Annotated in this window: 19 protein-coding genes; 8 read left to right on the forward strand and 11 right to left on the reverse strand. The window is 58.4% G+C overall.

Annotation, left to right across the window (positions count from 1 at the left end):
- Positions 1–40 precede the first annotated feature (40 nt).
- Positions 41–1,477, forward strand: a complete 1,437-nt coding sequence (locus hmeg3_RS15580; RefSeq protein ID WP_094564533.1) for an aldehyde dehydrogenase family protein — start codon at positions 41–43, stop codon at positions 1,475–1,477.
- 179 nt (positions 1,478–1,656) lie between these two features.
- Here hmeg3_RS15580 and hmeg3_RS15585 read toward each other — a convergent pair whose 3' ends face one another.
- The 8 genes from hmeg3_RS15585 to hmeg3_RS24975 form a co-directional block, all read right to left on the reverse strand.
- Positions 1,657–3,402, reverse strand: coding sequence for a methyl-accepting chemotaxis protein (locus hmeg3_RS15585; RefSeq protein ID WP_094564534.1), 1,746 nt, complete (start codon positions 3,400–3,402; stop codon positions 1,657–1,659).
- Between the two features lie 245 nt (positions 3,403–3,647).
- On the reverse strand, positions 3,648–4,733 hold the full coding sequence (locus hmeg3_RS15590; protein ID WP_198361712.1) for a beta-propeller fold lactonase family protein: 1,086 nt from the start codon (positions 4,731–4,733) through the stop codon (positions 3,648–3,650).
- A 93-nt stretch (positions 4,734–4,826) separates the two neighbouring features.
- Entirely contained in the window at positions 4,827–6,410 is a 1,584-nt protein-coding gene (gene garD / locus hmeg3_RS15595) for a galactarate dehydratase (protein ID WP_094564535.1), read from the reverse strand.
- A 55-nt stretch (positions 6,411–6,465) separates the two neighbouring features.
- Positions 6,466–7,749 (reverse strand): MFS transporter, encoded by a 1,284-nt coding sequence (locus tag hmeg3_RS15600; RefSeq protein ID WP_232512019.1) that lies wholly within the window; start codon positions 7,747–7,749, stop codon positions 6,466–6,468.
- Between the two features lie 641 nt (positions 7,750–8,390).
- On the reverse strand, positions 8,391–8,810 hold the full coding sequence (locus tag hmeg3_RS15605) for a CHRD domain-containing protein (protein WP_094564536.1): 420 nt from the start codon (positions 8,808–8,810) through the stop codon (positions 8,391–8,393).
- 84 nt (positions 8,811–8,894) lie between these two features.
- Positions 8,895–11,153 (reverse strand): molybdopterin cofactor-binding domain-containing protein, encoded by a 2,259-nt coding sequence (locus tag hmeg3_RS15610; RefSeq protein ID WP_094564537.1) that lies wholly within the window; start codon positions 11,151–11,153, stop codon positions 8,895–8,897.
- Complete coding sequence (locus tag hmeg3_RS15615) at positions 11,150–11,620, reverse strand: (2Fe-2S)-binding protein (RefSeq protein WP_094564538.1); 471 nt, start codon at positions 11,618–11,620, stop codon at positions 11,150–11,152. Before hmeg3_RS15615 ends, hmeg3_RS15610 begins: the two co-directional genes overlap by 4 nt.
- Before the next feature lie 76 nt (positions 11,621–11,696).
- Positions 11,697–11,921 carry a hypothetical protein gene (locus tag hmeg3_RS24975; protein WP_198361915.1) on the reverse strand — a complete coding sequence of 75 codons (225 nt, stop codon included), beginning with the start codon at positions 11,919–11,921 and terminating at the stop codon, positions 11,697–11,699.
- Here hmeg3_RS24975 and hmeg3_RS15620 point away from each other — a divergent pair.
- Complete coding sequence (locus tag hmeg3_RS15620; protein ID WP_232511666.1) at positions 11,920–12,810, forward strand: S9 family peptidase; 891 nt, start codon at positions 11,920–11,922, stop codon at positions 12,808–12,810. The two genes, hmeg3_RS24975 and hmeg3_RS15620, sit on opposite strands and share 2 nt — an antisense overlap.
- Before the next feature lie 159 nt (positions 12,811–12,969).
- Here the strand turns inward: hmeg3_RS15620 and hmeg3_RS15625 are convergent, their stop codons facing one another.
- Positions 12,970–13,278, reverse strand: coding sequence for a hypothetical protein (locus hmeg3_RS15625; protein WP_094564540.1), 309 nt, complete (start codon positions 13,276–13,278; stop codon positions 12,970–12,972).
- A 482-nt stretch (positions 13,279–13,760) separates the two neighbouring features.
- Between hmeg3_RS15625 and mgrA the strand changes: the two genes are divergently transcribed.
- Positions 13,761–14,798, forward strand: coding sequence for an L-glyceraldehyde 3-phosphate reductase (mgrA, locus tag hmeg3_RS15630; protein ID WP_094564541.1), 1,038 nt, complete (start codon positions 13,761–13,763; stop codon positions 14,796–14,798).
- A gap of 112 nt (positions 14,799–14,910) precedes the next feature.
- On the opposite strand, the gene hmeg3_RS15635 is transcribed toward mgrA, so the two are convergent.
- A complete protein-coding gene (locus hmeg3_RS15635) occupies positions 14,911–15,714 on the reverse strand; it encodes an IclR family transcriptional regulator (protein WP_094564542.1) in 804 nt (267 codons plus the stop codon).
- A 202-nt stretch (positions 15,715–15,916) separates the two neighbouring features.
- On the opposite strand from hmeg3_RS15635, the gene hmeg3_RS15640 reads away from it, so the two are divergent.
- The 5 genes from hmeg3_RS15640 (at position 15,917) to hmeg3_RS15660 (ending at position 20,394) form a co-directional block, all read left to right on the forward strand.
- Positions 15,917–16,687 carry an ABC transporter substrate-binding protein gene (locus tag hmeg3_RS15640; RefSeq protein ID WP_094564543.1) on the forward strand — a complete coding sequence of 257 codons (771 nt, stop codon included), beginning with the start codon at positions 15,917–15,919 and terminating at the stop codon, positions 16,685–16,687.
- Positions 16,688–16,783: 96 nt separating this feature from the next.
- On the forward strand, positions 16,784–17,440 hold the full coding sequence (locus tag hmeg3_RS15645) for an amino acid ABC transporter permease (RefSeq protein ID WP_094566391.1): 657 nt from the start codon (positions 16,784–16,786) through the stop codon (positions 17,438–17,440).
- The gene (locus tag hmeg3_RS15650; RefSeq protein ID WP_094564544.1) at positions 17,437–18,210 is read left to right on the forward strand and encodes an amino acid ABC transporter ATP-binding protein; all 774 of its coding nucleotides are present in this window, start codon (positions 17,437–17,439) and stop codon (positions 18,208–18,210) included. The genes hmeg3_RS15645 and hmeg3_RS15650 overlap by 4 nt, the downstream gene beginning before the upstream one ends.
- On the forward strand, positions 18,207–19,529 hold the full coding sequence (locus tag hmeg3_RS15655; protein ID WP_369828826.1) for an NAD(P)/FAD-dependent oxidoreductase: 1,323 nt from the start codon (positions 18,207–18,209) through the stop codon (positions 19,527–19,529). The genes hmeg3_RS15650 and hmeg3_RS15655 overlap by 4 nt, the downstream gene beginning before the upstream one ends.
- Before the next feature lie 343 nt (positions 19,530–19,872).
- Positions 19,873–20,394: a fimbrial protein gene (locus hmeg3_RS15660; RefSeq protein WP_094564365.1), complete on the forward strand. Its 522-nt coding sequence runs from the start codon at positions 19,873–19,875 to the stop codon at positions 20,392–20,394.
- Between the two features lie 86 nt (positions 20,395–20,480).
- On the opposite strand, the gene hmeg3_RS15665 is transcribed toward hmeg3_RS15660, so the two are convergent.
- Positions 20,481–21,332, reverse strand: coding sequence for an SDR family oxidoreductase (locus tag hmeg3_RS15665; RefSeq protein ID WP_094564545.1), 852 nt, complete (start codon positions 21,330–21,332; stop codon positions 20,481–20,483).
- Positions 21,333–21,364 lie beyond the last annotated feature (32 nt).

A 21,364-nucleotide genomic window follows, 5' to 3' on the forward strand; every position in this document is an offset into this window, starting at 1 on the left:
TCCCGCGGTCAGTTTTGGCTTCCACATCCAGGAGAAATCGATGACCCAATTCGCGAACTACATCAACGGTGAATGGCTGCAAGGCGCCAGCATCAACAAGAACGTCAACCCGTCCGACCTCTCCGACATCATCGGCGAGTACGCACAAGCCGATGCAGCGCAAGCCGACATCGCCATCGCCGCAGCGCACGCCGCTTTCCCGGCATGGAGCGTGGGTAATATCCAGGCGCGCTCCGACGCACTGGACAAGATCGGCTCCGAAATCCTGGCGCGCAAGGAAGAACTCGGCCGCCTGCTGTCGCGTGAAGAAGGCAAGACCCTGGCCGAAGGCATCGGCGAAGCCGGCCGCGCCGGTAACATCTTCAAATTCTTCGCTGCAGAAGTGTTGCGCATCCAGGGCCAGAAACTGGCATCCGTGCGCCCCGGCATGGATATCGAAATCACCCGCGAACCGGTTGGCGTCGTCGGCATCATCGCACCATGGAATTTCCCGATGGCGATCCCCGCATGGAAGATCGCACCGGCGCTGGCCTACGGCAACACTGTCGTCTTCAAGCCGGCAGAACTGGTGCCGGGCAGCGCCTGGGCGATTGCCGACATCATCAGCCGCTCGGGCATCCCGGCCGGCGTGTTCAATCTGGTCATGGGCCGCGGTTCAGTGGTCGGCCAGCGCTTCATCGACGACCGCCGCGTCACCGCCCTGACCTTCACCGGTTCGGTCTCGACCGGCGCGCGCGTGGCGCAAGGCTGCGTCGCTCGCATGGCAAAGTTCCAGCTCGAAATGGGCGGCAAGAATCCGCTAGTTGTCCTGAACGATGCCGACCTGAATATCGCCGTCACGGCAGCCGTACAAGGCGCGTTCTTCTCGACCGGCCAGCGCTGCACCGCCTCGAGCCGCATCATCGTCGAAAAAGACATCTACCCGCGCTTCATCGAAGCAGCACGCAACCAGCTGGCCGGTCTGAAAATCGGTCACGCGCTGACTGCCGACACCAACATCGGTCCAGTCGTTGACCAATCGCAACTCGACCAAAACCTGTCGTACGTAGAAATCGGCAAGCAGGAAGGCGCCAACCTCGTCTTCGGCGGTGAGCGCGTCAAGCGCGACACCGACGGCTTCTACATGACGCCGGCGCTGTTCGCCGACTGCAACAACGACATGCGTATCTCGCGTGAAGAAATCTTCGGGCCGGTCGCTTCCGTGATCCCAGCCGACAATTACGAGCACGCGCTGCAACTGGCCAACGACACCGAGTTTGGCCTGTCGTCGGGCATCTGCACCACCTCGCTGAAGTACGCCACCCATTTCAAGCGCAATGCGCAAGCAGGCATGGTGATGGTCAACACAGCCACTGCCGGCGTCGATTACCACGTCCCATTTGGCGGTCGTAAGGCATCGAGCTTCGGTCCGCGCGAGCAAGGCGCTTACGCAGCCGAGTTCTATACCACCGTGAAGACTTCGTACACCGCCGCGTAATTTCGCCGGCGATGCCACGTCAAGAACCCTGACCTCATCAGGTATCCACAGCCGCCGGTAACGGCGGTTTCCAGCGTCGGAGCGTGTGCTCCGGCGCTTTTTTTATGTCCGTTCAAAAAGTACCGACGTAAAAAAAGCACCGCCTGAGCGATGCTTTTTAAACCGGATGTTGCCCGGATTCAGAACTGCTCCCAATCGTCATCAGAACCGGGCGACGGCAACTTCGGCGCAGCTTTCGATGTGGCGACAGCATTCGCTGCAGGCTTCGCCAATGCAGGCTTAGCTGAAGTTGAAGTCGGCGCCGCAGCCACCGCTTTCGGCACTTGCGCTGACACCGTCCTTGGACGCGCCACCGGTGCAAGAACCTGCGCATTGGCATCGATGCGGAAAATACTGACTGCATCGGCCAGCGTTACCGCCTGCGTCTGCAAGGATTGCGCAGCGGCGGCAGCTTCTTCCACCAGCGCGGCATTTTGCTGGGTCACTTCGTCCATCTGCGTGATGGCATTGTTGACCTGACCGATGCCGTCGCTCTGCTCGCGGCTGGCAGAGCTGATCTCGCCGACGATGTCGGTGACGCGACGCACGCTCTCGACCACTTCGCTCATGGTCTTGCCGGCATGCTCAACCAAGCGGCTGCCGGAGTCAACTTTCTCTACCGAGTCGGTAATCAACCCCTTGATCTCTTTAGCTGCAGCGGCGGAACGCTGCGCCAGGCTGCGCACTTCCGATGCCACGACTGCGAAGCCACGTCCTTGCTCGCCGGCGCGCGCGGCTTCCACCGCAGCGTTCAGGGCGAGGATGTTGGTCTGAAAAGCGATGCCGTCGATCACACTGATGATGTCGACGATCTTCTTGGAGGATTCGTTGATCGCATTCATGGTGTCGACCACCTGCGCCACCACTTCGCCGCCCTTGACTGCGGTCTCGGATGCGGAATGCGCAAGTTGGTTGGCTTGCTGGGCGTTTTCGGCGTTCTGCTTCACGGTGCCGGTCAATTGCTCCATCGATGCCGCCGTCTCTTCCAGCGAACTGGCTTGCGTTTCGGTACGCGCCGACAAGTCGAGATTGCCTGCGGCGATTTCCTGCGCGCCGGTGTTGATGATGTCGGTGCTGCTGCGCACGCGCGAGACGGTGTTGAGCAAACCTTGCTGCATGCTGCGGATCGACGCAAACAGACGGCCGATTTCATTGCGGCCCGGATCGGCGATCTTCATGGTGAGATCACCATTGGCCACCTGATCCAGCAAGGTGACGGCGCGGTTGAGCGGCGTCAGCACGATGCTGCGCAAGACAAAGTGTACGGTCAGCACCAGCGCCAATGCAGCGACCAGACCAACTACCACCAGCCAGACCACCATGTTGTACTCGCGCTCGCGCTGGGCGACGATGTCTTCCGACAGATCCTTGGTAAGCTTCTGGAATTTTTCCAGCTGCGTGGAAAAACTCGCACCTTTGGCCGTGATGTCGCGGCCATTGATCTCGGCGTAGGCAGCGGTGTCGTTATTGCGCAAGGCGTCGGCAGCCTTGTTCAATACATCGGACAACTGCTTGCCGGCATCAGTCAGATCGGCTTTGAGTTTGTCGTCCTGTCCTTTAAAGGCGGGAGCCTTGCTGAATTCATCGAGCAGTTTCAGCGTGCGGTCATAGCTGGTCTGCGCACTCTTCAGGGCCGAGTTCTTGACCTCCTGATCGTTCTGCTCTTTCAACGCAGTGTAGGCGCGAGTCAGTGCCGCACGCGTGCGGGTGGTGTCCTTGTAGGCGTCGTTGATGGTCAAGGCACGCGAGCTGACGTCGTGCACCATGACAGTCGACTGGTTGGCGCGTCCCAGCGCAAAGATGCCGACAGCAGCGCCCAGTGCGATCATGGCGGCGAATAGCGCCAATGCGCCCATGAGGCTGAAACGAACGGTGATATTTCGCATTCCCTGCTCCTGATTATTTTGATTATGTTGATTCCACTAGGCTGCGGCTGACCCGCCGATGTGCCTTCGCCATCTTAAAACAAGGTTGAAATGACAGTCCGCTTTTCTGCATCATTTTTGCGGAAAATCAATGGCAACGTTGCCGAATCGGCAATTTTTCATGCCCAACAAAAAATCCCCCGCATGACATCGCGAGGGATTGTTGATGCCTCGTGCTGTGAGGCAAGTCGGCTAAGCCAGGCAACTCAGGGGAAGTTGACGATCTCCACCCAGTTCGGATTCTTGCCCAGCTCATAGTGCTGCAAGGGTGTCAGCGCGCCGGTTTTCTGGTTGATGGCATAACTGGTCATGCCATTGGATTTTTGACCGACAGCCAGCAGATATCTGCCTTGCGGATCAATGTTGAACCCACGAGGCTGCGTCTCTGTCGGCACATTGCCGATGAGCGTCAGCGCGCCGGTCTTGGCATTGACGCGATAGGCGGCCAGCGTGCTTGATGTGCGCTCGGACGCATACAGGAAGCGGCCATTCGGTGTCAGATGGATATCGGCTGCCGCCGGCGCATCGCCTTTGAATCCGGCCGGCACTGCCGAGACCGTGCCTTGCAAGGTCAGCGTACCGTGCGCTGCATCGTAGGCGTAGGTGTTGACCGTGCCATCGAGTTCATTGGTCGAAAACACATAGCGCAGATTCGGATGGAACACGAAATGGCGCGGGCCGGCGCCTGCCTTGGTGGCGACCGACGGAGGCGTATTCGGTGTCAGTGTGCCGGTGGCGGCATCAAACTTGAATTGCAGGATGACGTCGCTGCCGAGATTGGAAGCAAAGACGAACTTGTTCTTCGGATCGCTGCCGACTGCGTGGGCATTTTTGCCGGTGTTGATCACGGTGGCAGGCTGCTGCACCAGACCGGTGGCGCTGATCGGATTGATCGAAATTTTGTGCCCGGTATAGGACGCCGCAAACAGGAAGCGGCCGGTCTTGTCGGTCGCCAGATTGGCCATGTTGTCGGCAAGCGGCACGGTGGACAGCGCCTTGAGTTTGCCGCTTTGCTGATCCACTGCAAAGGTCGTCACCGAATACGGTTGCGAGCGAAGCGAGGCATACAGACGCGTGTGATCAGGACTGAACGCCAGCGGCATCACCGTACCGCCGGTCTGCACTTGCTCGACCGGCGTGACGCTGCCGTCCTTGTTCAGTTGCATGACGTAGATATCCTTGCTATCGGCATTGGAGACATACACCATCGTTGCCGCATTAACGCCGGCACACACTGCGCTGCTCAAGACTGCTGCTGCGCCCAGCTTCAGCGCGAAATTCATGACTCCCATGCTTCCTCCTTAGGGTAAAGAATGCCCCTGCCCTGCGATGAGCAATCGACGAGGGGCTTGTTGGTTTTATTGTGTACAGCTGCGGAACGTGAATCAGGTAATCGGCGCCGGATTGAACAGCGTCAGCGCATTGTGCAGCTTCCACTTTTCTGCCCAGGTCTGCTTGCGCCCACTGGCGACGTCCAGCATCAGTTGGAACAGCTCCCAGCCGACGTCAGCAATCGTCGCTTCGCCGCTGGCGATCGTGCCGGCGTTGACGTCCATCAGGTCATGCCAGCGGCGCGCCAGATCGTTGCGCGTGGCAACCTTGATCACCGGCACTGCCGCCAAGCCGTATGGCGTACCGCGGCCGGTAGTGAAGATATGCAGATTCATGCCGGCAGCCAGTTGCAAGGTGCCGCAGACAAAATCGCTGGCTGGTGTAGCCGCGTAGATCAAACCCTTTTGCTTGAGCTTGTCGCCGGGAGCCAGTACGCCGGAGATGGGGCTGCTGCCCGACTTGACGATGGAGCCCATGGCCTTCTCGACGATATTGGCGAGACCGCCCTTCTTGTTGCCGGGGGTCGTATTCGCGCTGCGGTCGACGCCGCCTTTTTTGAGGTAGTTGTCGTACCAGTCCATCTCACGGATCATGGCTTGCGCGACGTCTTCATTGATGGCGCGCGAAGTCAGTTGATCGATGCCGTCGCGCACTTCAGTCACTTCCGAGAACATCACGGCAGCACCTGCACGCACCAGCAAATCAGTCGCAAAACCCACCGCAGGGTTGGCCGTCACCCCCGAGAAAGCATCGCTGCCGCCACACTGCACGCCGACCACCAGATCAGATGCCGGGCAAGTCACGCGGCGGCGCTTGTCCAGTTCTTTCAGGCGCGCTTCGGCCATGTGCAGGATGGAATCGATCATCGAGTTGAAGCCGACGTGTTCCGAGTCTTGCAGGCAGACGACGTAGGGTTCGCCTTCCTTATGGATCGGGATGATGCTTTCCGGCAGCAAGCGGTTCGGCTGCAACTTTTCGCAACCGAGGCTGACCACCATCGCCTGACCGCCGAAGTTGGGGTTCAGGCTGATATTGCGCAACGTACGGATCGGGATATCGGCGTTGGGTGCATCGATGGCGACGCCGCAGCCGTAGGTGTGTTCCAGTGCGACCACGTCTTCGACATTGGGATACTTCGGCAGCAGATCCTGGCGGATGCGCTTGACCGCATGCTCGACCACCCCCGCCACGCATTGCACGGTCGTAGTGATCGCCAGCAGATTGCGTGTGCCGACAGAACCGTCGGCATTGCGATAGCCTTCGAAGGTATAGCCTTCCAGCGGCACGGAAGCCAGCGCCGGTGCCTTGCGCGTGGCAATGGGCAAGTTGTCCAGCTCACGTGCCGGCGGCAGGGTCACGACTGATTCCTCGATCCAGCTGCCCTTGGCGATATCGCGCGCGGCATAGCCGATGGCGACGTCGTAGCGGACGATGGCTTCGCCCCGGGGAATATCGCGCAAGGCGATCTTGTGTCCTTGCGGCACCTGGCTGATCAGCGTCAGGCCGTCCGGGAACACTGTCCCGGCAGGCAGGCCACGGTCATTGACGACGATGGCGACATTGTCGTTCTCGTGCATCAGGATGTAACGCGGCGTGTTGACGTTGGTGCTGGCTTCGCTGTGTGTTTCGGTGCTCATGGCTATTCCCATCTGCTGCAATTGCTGCGACTTATTACAAGATAAAACGACAAGATCAAAGCGGCTTCAGTTCGACGCGCTTGATTTCCTTGACGATGACCAGATAGCTGATCACGGTCACCAGCGCATTGGCGCCGACGAACACCAGTGCACCCGAGAACGAACCAGTTTCTTTCAGGATATAGCCGATCACGATCGGCGTCGTGATGCCGGCGATATTGCCGAAGGTATTGAACAGACCGCCCGACAAACCGACGATTTCCTTCGGTGCGGTATCGGCCACGACAGCCCAGCCGAGTGCGCCGACGCCCTTGCCGAAGAAAGCCACGGCCATGATACCGACCACCAGCCATTGCGCATCGACGTAGTTGCACAAGATCATCGTGGTCGACAGCAGCATGCCGCCGACGATAGGAATCTTGCGGGACATCGTGACGCTATTGCCGCGCTTGATCAGACGATCCGAAATCAAGCCGCCGACGACACCGCCGATGAAGCCGCACACCGCGGGAATCGACGCGACGAAACCCGCCTTCAGGATCGACATGCCACGCTCTTGCACCAGGTACACCGGGAACCAGGTCAGGAAGAAATAGGTAATCGTGTTGATGCAGTACTGGCCGATGTACACGCCCAGCAACATGCGATTGCTCAGCAATTGCTTGATGTAACCCCACTTGGCCTTGCCGTCGTCGGCGCCGGCGGCTGCTTTCGGCTTGGCCTGATCCATATCCACCAGACCACCGCCCTGCTCGATGTGCTCCAGCTCGGCCTTGTTGATCATCGGGTGATCTTTGGGGCTATGAATGATCTTGATCCAGATGAAGGTCAGCAAGATGCCGAATGCGCCCATGACGGTGAACACGTGGTGCCAGCCGTAGACATGCGTGATCCAGCCCATCAGCGGGGTGAACAGCACCGCAGCGAAATATTGCGCCGAGTTGAAGATCGCCGACGCGGTACCGCGTTCCGCCGTTGGGAACCACGACGCCACGATACGGCCGTTCGCCGGGAACGACGGCGCTTCCGCCAGGCCGACCATGAAGCGCAACAGGAACAGCAGCACCACCGCTGCGGCCGTGCCGAACCAGGTGACGCCGCCTTGCAGCAACGTGAAGAAGGACCACAGGAAAATGCTCAGTGCATAAATTTTCTTGGAACCGAAACGATCCAGCAGCCAGCCGCCCGGCAATTGCGCCAGCACATACGCCCAGCTGAACGCCGAGAAGATATAGCCCATCATCACCGGGTCGAGGCCGAGCTCGGCTTTCATCGACGTGCCGGCAATCGACAGGGTGGCGCGGTCCGCGTAGTTGACCGTAGTCACCACGAACAGCATGAACAAAATCAGATAACGGACATGGCTTGCTTTGGCGCCTGCGCGCACGGTGGCGCTGACCTTAGCGCCGACTTGATTGACACTCACGGACTATCTCCCGACCGGTACCGTGCTTCGGCCGACGTGCGAGGAGACAAAGACAAGTAATCCGGATACCGAGGGCTGATTCGCCGAGGGCGGTCTCCTGCTTATTGTCTTGCGGCGCGCAACAGGCTTGCAGCAGCAGTATTTATTATTAAAGGGCTGTCATACGACCGAATTGTTATCAGTCGTCATACAACATGAAGGGGAGTATAAACACGCCAATTTCATTTTGCAAACGAATTATCAAGGACAAATTAAAAAACACGCAAAGCCTTACCCATGGCCGATTACAAGCCGACAACAAAGTATGTGAAACCGCACTTTCTTTTGCGATTTTTGGACGTCGGAAACGGCTTTTGATGCTGCAAAAATCTGGCTTTTTACCGCATGACTGCCACAATGTTGTCTGATGATTTATGGAGAACGATTAACGCGACAACGACGCCCTCACCAATAAAAAAAGCCGTCACCCGATGATGACGGCTTTACCGGATTCAACTTGTTCAGTCGAAAGGCGAACCGCCCTCGTCCTCCGGACAAATTGAATTGATGACGACTTATTTCGGCAACAACTGACCCCGAATCTCACCGCCCGGATGTGCTGCGCTATGCACGTTGACGTACAGACCGCCGGCCATATAAGCAGCGTATTGCTCATCGGTGAATTTGGCGCCTGCCGGTACGGTCCAGCCGTTATCGCCATTCTTCGTCAGCCCGACCAGCACAGGGCCATTGGCGCCGGCGGCGCCGGTATGGATATGCGCCATCTTGCCTTCGATGCCGGTGGTCGTGATGCTGCCGCTCACCGTCTTGTCGGCGGCCACACTGATACTGCCGGTGCCACCGGCAGTGGATGGATTGGCCGGCACTTCATTGCTGCCCTTGAGTTCGACGCTGACGGTTTGCGCCATTGCCGATGCACCGGTCAGCAGCATCGCGGCCAACAGCGCTGCCTTGATATTGATTGTCTTGATCATGATGTTCTCCTTAGTTTTTATCTCAGTTGAAACTCAGTCATTACCTCTTGGGAAACCGCCAACGCAGTGTAGAACACAAACGATTCAGACGCTTGCCAGCGCCGCCTTGACCCGTTCCGGCGTGAACGGCACGGTGCGCAAGCGAACGCCTACTGCATCCCACACCGCATTCGCCAAAGCTGCCGCCACCGGAGAAGCCGCCGCCTCGCCACCGCCGAGCGGCGGCATGGTCGGCCGGTCGATCAGATCGATGCGCACCTCCGGCATCGCCGGAAACGTCAGAATGGGGTAGCTCGCCCAATCGACGTTTTGCACCCGGCGCGTGTCGAAGCGGATCTCTTCAAACAAGCTGCGCGAGATCGTCTGCAAGATGCTGCCTTCCACCTGTGCGCGCAAGCCATCGGGATTGATGATCAGTCCGCAATCGTGGGCACACGCCACGCGCAGCACACGGATCTCGCCGCTGGCACGATTGACTTCAACTTCCATCGCCATGGCGACGTAGGTCTCGTTGTGCTTGTAGTGCGAATAGGCGATGCCGCGTCCGCGTTGATTGGTTTTACTGCCTGCGCCGGCGCCGGCCGCTCGCGCTTCCCAACCGAACAGCGATGCAGTGCGTCTGATCACTTCCGCACCACGCGCATCCTTGAGCGATTGCAGGCGGAACGCCAGCGGATCGATACCTGCTTTGGCGGCCAGTTCGTCGGTCATGCACTCGACGGCAAAGATGTTGGCGATCTTGCCCGGCGCGCGGATGTTGGCCGGACGCAAAGGCGCGCTATCGTGCCAGTGCACACCGACCGAGACATTGGCGACCTGGTACGGCGGATCGCCGTTCTGCGTGATCAGGCCGGTCGAGATCCCCTTGGGTTGCGGCATGCCTGCGGTCTGGGGCGCCAGCAAAGGCACTGTAGGCAGACTCGCGGTTGCGCGCGGCAGCCACATCTCGGTGCGCCAGGCCGCGATCGTGTTGTCGGGGCCGAGCGCCGCTTCCAGCGTCAGCGCCTGCGGCGGACCTTTGGGATCAAAACCGTGCTCATCCTGGCGCGTCCACTGCACCCGCACCGGCTTGCCCAGCGCTTTAGACATCAGCGCGGCATCGGCTGCAGCGTCGTCATGACCATTCATGCCGTAGCAACCAGCGCCGTCGACGTAGACCAGCCGCACAGCCTCATTCGGCAAACCCAGCATTTGTGCATAAGCGGGACGATAGCGATGCGTGCCCTGCGAGGCGGTATAAATAGTGGCTTGCCTCGCACCGACATCAGCCACGGCGCAGGACGGACCGATGGAGCCGTGCGTCTGCGCCGGCCAGTAATAGCTGGCGCTCAGCTTGCCGGACGCTGCCTGCAATGCCGCAGCGGCATTGCCTTTGTTGACCAGCGTTTCCTCGCCGTCGAAAGGGCCGCTACGCAGCCACTGCTCGACCTTGTCATGCCCCATCAGCTTGCCGGTGTCATTCCACACAACCTTCAATGCAGCAGCAGCCTGTATCGCATCCCATTCGTCCGGCGCTGCAACGGCAAGAAAGTCGCCGATACGCACAATCTTCACGCCCGGAAACTTCTTCACCGACGATTCATCCACCGAGATGATCTGCGCACCGTCACCCGCCGGACGAAGTACACGACCATGCAGCATGCCCGGCAACTTCACATCATGAACATAGGTATGCGTGCCGGTTACCTTGGCCGGTACGTCGGGACGTAACAGCGGTTTGCCGACGATGCGATAAGCAGTTGGATTGTTCAGCGGCGCCTTGGCGTCCAGCTTGAGGTTGAAGCGCTTGCCACCGACCAACTCGGCGTAGCTGACGCCTGCGCCACCGCCGCCGCTCTTGGGCCGCACCACGCCATCCTGCACTATCAGTTCGGACGGTTGTTTCTGCAGACGCTCTGCCGCCATGGCAATGAGCGCCTCGCGCGCCGTCGCCGCAGCCTGGCGAATCTGCACACCGCCGCGCATGATGCCGGTGCTGCCGGCAGTCGGCCCCTGATCGGGTGTGAGCGCGGTATCGCCTTCGATCATCTCGATCTTGTCAACGCTGATGCCCAACTCCTCTGCTGCCATCTGGCGGATTGCAATGCGCAAACCCTGCCCCAGATCGACCTTGCCGGAAAACAGCGTCACCGTGCCATCCTGATGAATGGCAATGAAGCCGTCCACGGCACTGACGTCCAGCGTCTTGTCCAACAGCGCGTGCGGCTGCGCGTTGCCGCGCTTGTCCCGCAATACTTGTTCCGTCGCGCGCGCAGAAAGCGGCAGTGCCAGCGTCACTACCAGCGCACCACCCGCTTTGAGCAGTTGGCGCCGGCTCATTTGGAGATCAAATGGCGCGTTCATGCCGGCGTCCTCCCGGAAGCACGCATTACTGCGCGCACGATGCGCACATGCGTACCGCAGCGGCAAAGGTTGGCGGACAAGGCGTCCTTGATTTCGGTTTCGCTCGGTTTGGGATTGGAGGCCAGCAAGGCGGCGCTGGTCATGACCATGCCATTGGCGCAATAGCCGCACTGGGCTGCTTGCTCAGCGATGAATGCGGCTTGCACCGGATGCGGCTTGTCGGGTGTACCGAGACCTTCGATGGTGGTGATGGATTTGCCGGCGACCGCCGACAAGGGCGTAATGCAACTGCGCAGCGGCGTCTTGTCGAGCAAGACCGTGCATGCGCCGCACTGCCCCAGACCGCAACCAAACTTGGGGCCGGTCAGGCCGATAGTATTGCGCAGCGCATAAAGCAGAGGTTGTTCAGGATCGCGGACATCAACGGAACGACGCGTTCCGTTGACGGTAAAAGAGATGGTAGGCATGACGCTCTCCGGGTCTGTGAAGCGGTCTATGAAGCGTTGACGGCAAATCTGTTGTTGGACTTATTTGACTTGTAATTCACTTGCACACCTGTAGCGCGATGGATTCTAGCACGTCGGCAGGAACGGCTACGCCCGCGCTGTCAGCCCGCTGCAAGCCTTGCCCATTACTATTTGCACAGTGATAACAGAGGCTCTTTTTGCCGTAAAAAAAACCTCCCCAGTCGACGCAAACACCGCCCGTTCGCAGATAATTTGCCGACGTCCTCTCCATGATAAACAAAACAAACAGAACAAAGACCATGCGCCCTTTCCTGCACTTTCTGCTCTGCCTCAGCCTTGCCGCGACTGCCGTTACTGCCGGCGCCCAGCAACTCGCCACCGACCTGCACGAGTCGGTCACGTCGCTGGATGTGAAGGTCAAGGATTTTTATGGCCGGGAAGAGACCGGAAAGGTCGTGGTGACGCAGTTCAAACCCGACGGCAACGGGCCCTTTCCCATTCTCATTCTGAATCACGGCCGCAGCCCGACCAATCGTTCTGATCCGCCGCGCTTTCGCTACACCAAGCAAGTGAGATTTTTTGTCGAACGTGGTTTTGCTGTGTTCGAGCCAACACGCATCGGCTACGGCGAGCAAGGTACGCATTTCGATCCTGAAGACAGCGGCTCTTGCAACAACAAGAACTACGCGCCCATGGCGGAAGCCGCCAGCACCGAAATCCTGGCCGTTCTGAAGTACGCTAAAGAACAAGCCTATGTCGATCCCAATCGCGTATTGATCGTCGGCCAGTCGGTCGGTGGTTACTCGACGACCGCGACCGCGGCCAGACATCCGGAAGGCCTGATCGCGGCCATCAATTTTGCAGGCGGATCAGGCGGCGACCCGGCCACGCACCCCGGCATCCCTTGCCAAGGCAACCGGATGGAAGACATGTACGCGCGTTTCGGAAAAACCACCCAGGCGCCGATGCTGTGGATCTACACGGAAAACGATCAGTACTTCAACCCCGAACACAGCAAGGCCTGGCACGCTGCTTTTGTCAAAGCCGGCGGTAACGCCGAGTACCACTTGCTGCCACCCTTCGCCAAGAACGGGCATACATTGTTCGCGAATGGCGTCGAGGTGTGGTCACCCATCGTCGCAGAATTTCTCGGCAAGCAGGGCTTCAATGCTGAGCCGATCAAGCACTAAGCAATCATAAAAATGCGATAACGAAAAACGGCTGCGATTGACATCCAAATCAATCAGCAGCCGTTCATTTTTTTGTGCAAAGACAGAGAAAAAATTCAGAACATCGTGAACAAAAGAACTCTTTTCACGTGCTCTCTTTGCGTTTTTCTCAGCGCTTTCTCAGCGCTTCTTCTTGCGACGCTCGCCATACTTCTGCACGGCGGCACGCTCTTCGCTGGTCAGTTCAAGCATGTCGGCATAGACCAGATCGACGGCCTGTTCATAGGACAAGGATTTGTCGAGCTCCATTTTTTCTGTAAGCAGCGCGTTTGATTTTTTCAGATTGCCGTCACAGATGTCATGGATGAAATTCAGCTTGCGCTGGAAGTCGGAGACCGGTGTTTCAACATTCGGTGATTTGCCGTAGCGCAGCCATAATAGCGCCGCGCCGAACAGCCCCGCACCGGTACCGATCAAAAGGTTTTGCATGCACTTCTCCAGCCGAGTGGTTAATCATTGTTATAACTCGTCACTGCAAGTGCACTATTTTTTGTGCACCCTCTTCACTTGCAATTGTGCTTGGATCCCCCCAAGACATTTGACCGGGCGTCTCATGTTTCAAAAAAATTTATCCCGGACAGGCGATATTAAGCGACATTTTTCAGTGCTTCGCAACAAATCTTTACAACATACCAAGATGACTTGAAGAACCAAGCCAGTAAAGGGTTTCACGTCAGTAAAGAGTCAGCTTTTTGTCAGAAAAGTGATGATTTTCACCTTGCTTTCCAGCAATCAAATCTGACTATCTGCACCGCGAACTCAGACCAGCGACATAGCAGATTGATCGCAACTGAATCTGTACGTTGCTACACGGCACGGTGTAGTGCAACGCGTTTTCCCGCATTGGTCTAAGATCATGGCCTCGCCTGTTGGCGTGCATCAACTATTCCGAGAATCAAGGAGAGACATCCATGACCTACCTGGCCTCAAGCACCCGCTACGAAACCATGCAATACCGCAACTGCGGACGCAGCGGTCTGAAATTACCGCTACTGTCGCTGGGCATGTGGCACAACTTCGGCGACACCAGTTCGCTGGCAAACCAGCGCGAAATGCTGCGCACCGCTTTCGACCTGGGTATCACGCATTTCGATCTGGCCAACAACTATGGCCCGCCGTACGGCAGTGCCGAAGCCAACTTCGGCCATCTGTTCAAACAGGATTTTCAGCCGTATCGCGATGAGCTGATCATCTCGACCAAGGCCGGCTGGGATATGTGGCCCGGCCCCTATGGCCAGGGCGGCGGCTCTCGCAAGTATGTGCTGGCAAGCCTGGACCAGAGCCTGAAACGCATGAATCTCGACTACGTCGATATCTTCTATTCGCACCGCTTTGATCCGGACACCCCGCTGGAAGAAACCATGGGCGCGCTGGCGACCGCCGTGCAGCAAGGCAAGGCGCTGTATGTGGGCGTGTCGTCGTACTCACCGGAAAAGACCAGGGAAGCCGCCGCGTTGCTCCAGGAGTGGAAAATCCCCTGCCTGATCCATCAACCGTCGTACAACATGTTCAACCGCTGGATCGAGCAAGGCCTGCTCGATGAACTGGAGCGCCAGGGAATGGGTTGCATCACCTTCACGGCATTGGCCCAGGGTCTGCTGAGCGACAAGTATCTCAACGGTATTCCGGAAGATGCGCGCGTCAACCGTGCCGGCGGCGGCTCGCTCAAGGGCGATCATCTGAGTGCAGAAAACCTGGCGCGCGTGCGCGTGCTCAATGACATCGCCAAGGCGCGCGGCCAGACACTGGCGCAGATGGCGCTGGCCTGGGTGCTGCGTGATCCGCGTGTAACGTCGACGTTGATCGGCGCCAGCAGCAGCAAGCAGATCCGCGAAAACGTGGCGGCGCTGGACAAGCTGAGCTTCACCGCACAAGAACTGGCGGCGATTGACGAGCAGGCGAAAGACGGTCACCTCAATTTGTGGGAAGTGTCGTCACGCCATAAATAGACATTGAAAAATGATCGGCATATCCTGATCTTGCCGATCTTGCCGGCACAACGAAAGCCGCCGCAGAAAGAAGTTTCTGCGGCGGCTTTTCTTTTTCTGCGATCGCAAGAAATCAGGTCAGCGTGCGTATCGAATTGCTGATCGCACGTCCGCATTCCAGTACGAGCGGTCCCAGACGCTTCTCTGCTTCTTCCTGCGTCCAGCGGCTGGTCGGCGCCACCACATGTACCGCCGCCACCGGCATGCCTTGATTATTGAGAATGGGTGAAGCGATGGTCATGTCGCCGAGGAAGAGTTCTTCCACATTGCAGGCATAGCCTTTTTCGCGAATGGTCTCCAGCACTTGCAGGATGTCGTTGATGTCGGTGCGCGTGTGTTGCGTGCGCACGATCAGCTCGGTGGCTTGCAGCTGGGTACGCGCTTCATCAAGCGGCAATGCGCTCAGGTACGAACGCCCCGAAGCCGTGCAATACATGGGAATGCGGCTGCCGATGGGCATATGGATGGGAATGAATTTACTGCTCACGAAGCGCGCCACATAAACCATTTCCTGATCATAGGGTTCGGTCAGGTTGACGGTCTCGCCGGTAAGGTTCGCCAGCTCCGACAGGAAAGGATTGGCGACGTCGACCAGGATATCGGCGGCGAGATAGTTGTAGCCCACTTCCATGACCTTGGGCGTCAGTTGATAGCGCCGTGTCTGCGAATGCTTGCGCACATACCCCAGCGCTTCGAGCGTGTAGATCATGCGTTGGGCCGAACTCTTGGTGATCGATGTCGCCTCTGCCACTTCAGCCAGCGTCATGGTGCGTCGCTGTGCACTGAAGGCGCGCAATACCGCCAGCCCCTTCTCCAAAGACTGGTTGAACAACAGATCCGAACCCTCACGCGGTTCTTTGATGTCCGTCTCGCTCATGGCAAACCTCTTGATGGCTGTTTTTGGTGATGGATGACCAATGTCAGCCCATTATAAATCGTATCGAATATCGATACAATAATATCTATTGACGATATTTAAAATGCGAATATACTTATTTTCGTCGCGTTTATTGATGTTCACTTCGTCAAACCCGGTCGCCCGCCGATCACGGCCGGACTCATACCAAAAAGGGAAATGTATGAAACCGTTCAACGCTCTCCGCAAACATCTGCTGCATGCTGCCTTCCTGTTTGCCGCCGTCTCCGGCTCTTCCGCCGTCCTTGCACAAAGCTCTTACACCGTCGGCGCCACCTCGACCGGCGTGCCGTTCACCTTCCTCGACATCAAGACCAACAAGTTGCAAGGCATGATGGTCGACACCGTGACCGCCATCGGCAAGAACGCCGGCTTCACCGTCAACGTGCAACAGACGCCTTTTGCAGCGCTGATCCCTTCACTGACTTCCAACAAGATCGACATCATCGCCGCCGCCATGCTCAAGACCGCTGCACGCGCGCAGATCGTGGACTTCAGCGATCCGGTGTATTCGTATGGCGAGGGATTGTTCGTCAACGCCGAGGACAAGCACGTCTACAAGTCGCTGGATGATCTGAAGGGCGAGATCGTGGGCGCACAGGTCGGCACCGTGTTCGTCGACGCGCTCAACAAGAAAGGCGGCTTCAAGGAAGTACGCGTCTATGACTCCATCGCCGACATGATGCGCGACGTCGGCCTGGGCCGTATCAAGGCCGGCTTCGGCGATCGCCCTATCGTGGCGTATCAGCTGTCGCAGGGCGCCAATCCGCAAGTGCGCCTGGTGAAGGAATATCAGTCGACACTGATGGGCGACGTCTGCCTGGTGGTACGCAAGGGCGAGACGCAATTGCTGGAACGCCTGAACAAGGCCATCGCAACGGCGAAGGCTGACGGCACGATTGCCCGTATCGTGCAGCAGTGGAACCTCAACTAAGCATCATCTCTTCGCCAGACTGCCGGCCGTATGGTCGCGCAGTCTTCGGCGGAATCCCCTTTCTTTAGTGCCGGTCTTTATCTCCGCGAAAACGCCATGCTTATCCAGAACATGCTCGATTTCCTGCCCATCCTGCTGCGTGGCGCATGGGTGACCATCGAGGTCACGATTTACGCTTTCATCCTGAGCTCGGTGATCGGCCTCGCCTTTGCGCTGATGAAGCTCTCGCGCTGGAAGCCGCTGGCAATCACTGCCGCAACCGTCATCAACATCATTCGCGGGCTGCCGATCATCGTGCAGCTGTTCTACATCTATTTCGTGCTGCCTGAATTCGGCATCCAGCTGAGCGCATTTCAGGCCGGCGTGATCGGACTCGGGATTGCCTACTCCGCCTATCAGGCCGAAAACTTCCGCGCCGGTATCGAAGCCGTCGACGTTGGGCAAATCGAGGCCGCGCAATCGATCGGCATGAAGAATCCCATGATCATGCGCCGCGTGGTGCTGCCGCAGGCGTTTCGCATCGCCCTGCCGCCCTACGGCAACACACTGGTGATGATGCTCAAGGATTCGTCGCTGGTGTCGACCATCACCGTGCTGGAAATGACACGCGCGGGCCAGATGATCGCTTCTTCAACCTTCCAGAACATGACGGTCTACACCATGGTCGCGATCTTGTATCTGCTGCTGAGCCTGCCGCTGGTATTCATCATCCGCCGCCTGGAAATCCGTACCGGTAAAGGAAAAGCCAAATGATCGAGGTCAAGCAGATCCATAAATGTTTCGGCAAGCATGAAGTATTGAAAGGCGTGTCGCTGCAAGTAGCACAAGGTGAAGTCGTCTGCCTGATCGGTCCGTCGGGTTCGGGCAAGTCCACGGTGCTCCGCTGCATCAACGGGCTGGAAACCTACGAAGCCGGAGAGATCCTCATCAATGGGCAACGCGTCGACAGCATGTCGCCGTCCATCCATCAACTGCGCACGCGGGTCGGCATGGTGTTCCAGCGCTTCAATCTTTTCCCGCATCGCACCGTGCTGGAGAATGTGGTCGAAGGCCCGATCTTCGTCAACAAGATCGCACCGGAGGTCGCCAAGAAATCCGCCATGGCGCTGCTGGAAAAAGTCGGCCTGGCGCAGCGCGCTGATTCTTACCCCAGCCAGTTGTCCGGCGGCCAGCAACAGCGCGTGGCGATTGCCCGTGCACTGGCGATGCAGCCGCAGGCGATCCTGTTTGATGAGCCGACTTCTGCGCTCGATCCCGAACTGGTCGGCGAAGTGCTTGCCGTCATGCGCACGCTGGCAGCCGACGGCATGACCATGATCGTGGTCACGCATGAGATGGGTTTCGCCAAAGAAGTGGCCGACCGCGTCTGCTTTTTGCATAGCGGCACCATCGTCGAAGAAGGGCCGGCCAAGGATGTACTTGGCGCGCCTCAACACGCACGCACCAAGGATTTTCTGCGCCGTATTCTGGCGCCGCAGATCGGAGAACAAGGCGATCATCAGGGAGCGTTGGTGACACCATGAACACCATGAGCAAACCCCTGCATCCATCTCTGGCCGGCGCGGCGCTGCCGCCTTCACTCTGGGCGGCTACCGCAACGGAAGCCGCACCAACACCGCCCTGCGCCGAATCCAAAACCGTCGATGTCGCCATCATCGGCGGCGGCTACACTGGTTTGTCCGCTGCCTTGCATCTGGCTGAAGCCGGTGTGAAGGTCTGCGTGCTGGAAGCCAGCGAGCCTGGCTGGGGTGCTTCCGGACGTAACGGCGGCCAGGTGATTCCCGGTCTGAAATATGATCCTGATCAGTTGCGCGTGATGTTCGGCTCCGCCAAAGCGGAAGGCCTCATCGACACCATAGGCAATGCCGCCGACACCGTGTTCGACCTGATCGCGCGTCACAACATTGACTGCGATGCCGTGCGCAACGGCTGGATCCAGCCGGCGCATTCAGCCGCCGTCATGCCCACGCTGGAAAAGCGCGCGGCACAATGGGCCGAACGCGGTGCACCGATTGAGTTGCTGGATCGTGACGCGGTCGCGCGCCGCATCGGCACCTCCGCGTATGTCGGCGCCTGGGTAGATCGCCGCGCAGGCAGTATCCATCCGTTGAAATACTGCCGCGGGCTGGCGCGTGCGGCATTGGCACAAGGCGCAACCATCCACGGCCGTACGCCCGTCATCAAACTGGAACGCCAGGGACAACGCTGGCTGCTGCATACCGAGCAAGGCGCAATCATCACCGCCGAGCGCGTGATCATCGCCACCAACGGCTATACCGGCGCACTGTGGCCGCAACTGAAGCAATCCGTGATTGCCGCCAACAGCTTCATCGTGGCGACACGTCCGCTACCGGCAGCCTTGGGCGACAGTATTCTGGCGAACAAGGAAGTGGTGTCCGACTCGCGGCGGCTGTTGCTGTACTACCGCCGGGATGCCGAGGGCCGCATGCTCATGGGTGGGCGCGGGCCCTTCCCTGATCCGCAAGGGCCGCAGGACTTTGCGCATCTGGAGCGTTCGCTGGCGCTGCTGTTTCCGCAACTGGCGGGTGTTGAATATGAATATCGCTGGGCCGGTCGTGTGGCGATCACGCGCGACTTCCTGCCACATGTCCACGAACCGGCCGCCGGACTGACGATCGCTCTCGGCTACAACGGCCGCGGCATTGCCATGGCCAGCACCATGGGGCGCTGCCTGGCGCAACGCCTGACAGGCGACGGTACGGCATCTGCAAGTTTCCCGTTTCCGATCAGCACGATACAGCCGATTCCTTTTCATGGACTGCAGCGCTTTTATATCGCTGCCGGCGTGGCGTATTACAGCATTCTCGACAAGCTGTCGTAAGCAAGTCTCCTCGTATCGCAAGCCGGCCGGCATTCGCCCGCCGGCGCATTTCCCTTGAGCAACACACGTCTCTGCAGGTGACAAACAAGACGAATCAATCCTTTCAGTGTCCGCATGAAAGATGCTTGTCTGTGCTTGTCCAGGTGTTTGTCCGTGTCAATGCCAAGCGCATTCAGAGAGCGAAAAATTTAACTTATTCGATTTTTACAACACCTATTTTTTGAGAGTTTTCCTATATTTTTGACGATCTCCAATCCGTAAGATTTGTCCTGTGGTGAGAACAAAAGCGCAGCAAAACACCGAATCAACGACAGACACTTACTTAACTTTTCTGGAGAGCATCATGCAAAAATCGATCATCGCTTCCTTCCTGGCTATCGCTGCCCTGGCTCCTGCTGCTGCCTTCGCTTCCGACGGCACCATCACCATCAACGGCACTGTGACGGCACAAACCTGCACCATCAACGGCGGTAGTCCTAACCTCGCCGTCACGCTGCCAACCGTTTCGACCTCTGCCCTGGCCTCCGCCGGACAAACGGCTACTCCGACGCCTTTCACCATCGCCTTGACTGCTTGTAATCCGAACAGCGGTAATGTGCGCGCTTTCTTTGAAACTGGTTCTAACGTCCTTGCCACGCGCCGCCTGAAGAACAACGGCACGGCAACCAATCTGGAGATCGGCCTGCTGAACACAGATAACACGCCTATCTCAATCGGCGCGGCATCCGGCGCGCAGGGCGCCGCCTCTGTTGCCATCTCCAGCGGCAATGCCAATCTGACTTATATGGCGCAGTACGTGGCTACCGGCACCGTCGGCGCTGGTACCGTCACTACCAGCGTGACGTATTCCATCGAGTTTCCATAATTCGTATCGATCCTCGACACTCTCGCTGTTTGTTCACTCATGAAGCCGATTGATTATTCGGCTTCATTTTTTGCTACTTCACGGGGTTACTTCAACGCAGCCGCAACCGATGCCGACCACGCCGTCGTCGGATGACCGATCAACGTGGAGAGTTGTCGCCCTTCGTCAAACAATGCGCCCTTGGAGGCAGCCGTATCCGAATTGGACAACAGAGCCGCAACGACTTCCGGCAGGCCGAAACCAATCAGCGCAGCCTTGTAATCCGCTTCCGGAATATTGCGATATTCCACCGGCTTACCGGACTGGCGCGACACTTCTGCAGCCAGTTCGGCCAGTGTGTAGGCACTGTCGCCGGCCAACTCATAAATCTTGCCCACATGCCCTTGACCTGCCAGCACCACGGCAGCAGCCTCCGCATAGTCGCTGCGCGCTGCCGATGAAATGCGGCCCTCACCGGCGCTGCCGTAGATAGCGCCTTGCGCTACCGCACCCGGCACGCCGGCGGTGTAGTTCTCGGTATACCAACCATTGCGCAAGATGACCGCAGGCACGCCGCTGTCTTTGATGGCTTGCTCGGTGTCCAAATGCTCGGCAGCCAGACCCAGTGACGAGGTGTCCGCACGCAGGACGCTGGTGTAGGCCAGCAATTGCACCTTGGCGCGCTTGGCGGCATCGATGACGGCACGATGCTGAGCCAGACGTGCGCCAATTTCATTCGACGAGATCAGCAAAACTTTGGTGGCGCCCTGAAACGCCGCATCAAGGCTGGCGGCATCGGAATAGTCGGCGCGGCGAACCTGCACGCCCAAGGCGGCAAGATCGCCGGCTTTTTCTGGGCTGCGCACGGCGGCGGCGATCTGGCCGGCGGGGACGGTTTTCAACAATGCGGCAATGACGAGACGGCCCAGCTGGCCGGTAGCTCCGGTAACGACGATCATGATGATTTCCTATTCAATAAAAATGGAGATTA

It is taken from the genome of Herbaspirillum sp. meg3 (assembly GCF_002257565.1).
In the GTDB taxonomy this organism is placed as follows: domain Bacteria; phylum Pseudomonadota; class Gammaproteobacteria; order Burkholderiales; family Burkholderiaceae_D; genus Herbaspirillum.

What these genes read in the sequence shown, in the direction of transcription:
- hmeg3_RS15580 (WP_094564533.1), top strand. Translation starts at nt 41, where the DNA reads ATGACCCAATTCGCGAACTACATCAACGGTGAATGGCTGCAAGGCGCC.
- hmeg3_RS15585 (WP_094564534.1), bottom strand. Translation starts at nt 3,402, where the DNA reads ATGCGAAATATCACCGTTCGTTTCAGCCTCATGGGCGCATTGGCGCTA.
- hmeg3_RS15590 (WP_198361712.1), bottom strand. Translation starts at nt 4,733, where the DNA reads ATGGGAGTCATGAATTTCGCGCTGAAGCTGGGCGCAGCAGCAGTCTTG.
- garD (WP_094564535.1), bottom strand. Translation starts at nt 6,410, where the DNA reads ATGAGCACCGAAACACACAGCGAAGCCAGCACCAACGTCAACACGCCG.
- hmeg3_RS15600 (WP_232512019.1), bottom strand. Translation starts at nt 7,749, where the DNA reads ATGCTGTTCGTGGTGACTACGGTCAACTACGCGGACCGCGCCACCCTG.
- hmeg3_RS15605 (WP_094564536.1), bottom strand. Translation starts at nt 8,810, where the DNA reads ATGATCAAGACAATCAATATCAAGGCAGCGCTGTTGGCCGCGATGCTG.
- hmeg3_RS15610 (WP_094564537.1), bottom strand. Translation starts at nt 11,153, where the DNA reads ATGAACGCGCCATTTGATCTCCAAATGAGCCGGCGCCAACTGCTCAAA.
- hmeg3_RS15615 (WP_094564538.1), bottom strand. Translation starts at nt 11,620, where the DNA reads ATGCCTACCATCTCTTTTACCGTCAACGGAACGCGTCGTTCCGTTGAT.
- hmeg3_RS15620 (WP_232511666.1), top strand. Translation starts at nt 11,920, where the DNA reads ATGCGCCCTTTCCTGCACTTTCTGCTCTGCCTCAGCCTTGCCGCGACT.
- hmeg3_RS24975 (WP_198361915.1), bottom strand. Translation starts at nt 11,921, where the DNA reads ATGGTCTTTGTTCTGTTTGTTTTGTTTATCATGGAGAGGACGTCGGCA.
- hmeg3_RS15625 (WP_094564540.1), bottom strand. Translation starts at nt 13,278, where the DNA reads ATGCAAAACCTTTTGATCGGTACCGGTGCGGGGCTGTTCGGCGCGGCG.
- mgrA (WP_094564541.1), top strand. Translation starts at nt 13,761, where the DNA reads ATGACCTACCTGGCCTCAAGCACCCGCTACGAAACCATGCAATACCGC.
- hmeg3_RS15635 (WP_094564542.1), bottom strand. Translation starts at nt 15,714, where the DNA reads ATGAGCGAGACGGACATCAAAGAACCGCGTGAGGGTTCGGATCTGTTG.
- hmeg3_RS15640 (WP_094564543.1), top strand. Translation starts at nt 15,917, where the DNA reads ATGAAACCGTTCAACGCTCTCCGCAAACATCTGCTGCATGCTGCCTTC.
- hmeg3_RS15645 (WP_094566391.1), top strand. Translation starts at nt 16,784, where the DNA reads ATGCTTATCCAGAACATGCTCGATTTCCTGCCCATCCTGCTGCGTGGC.
- hmeg3_RS15650 (WP_094564544.1), top strand. Translation starts at nt 17,437, where the DNA reads ATGATCGAGGTCAAGCAGATCCATAAATGTTTCGGCAAGCATGAAGTA.
- hmeg3_RS15655 (WP_369828826.1), top strand. Translation starts at nt 18,207, where the DNA reads ATGAACACCATGAGCAAACCCCTGCATCCATCTCTGGCCGGCGCGGCG.
- hmeg3_RS15660 (WP_094564365.1), top strand. Translation starts at nt 19,873, where the DNA reads ATGCAAAAATCGATCATCGCTTCCTTCCTGGCTATCGCTGCCCTGGCT.
- hmeg3_RS15665 (WP_094564545.1), bottom strand. Translation starts at nt 21,332, where the DNA reads ATGATCGTCGTTACCGGAGCTACCGGCCAGCTGGGCCGTCTCGTCATT.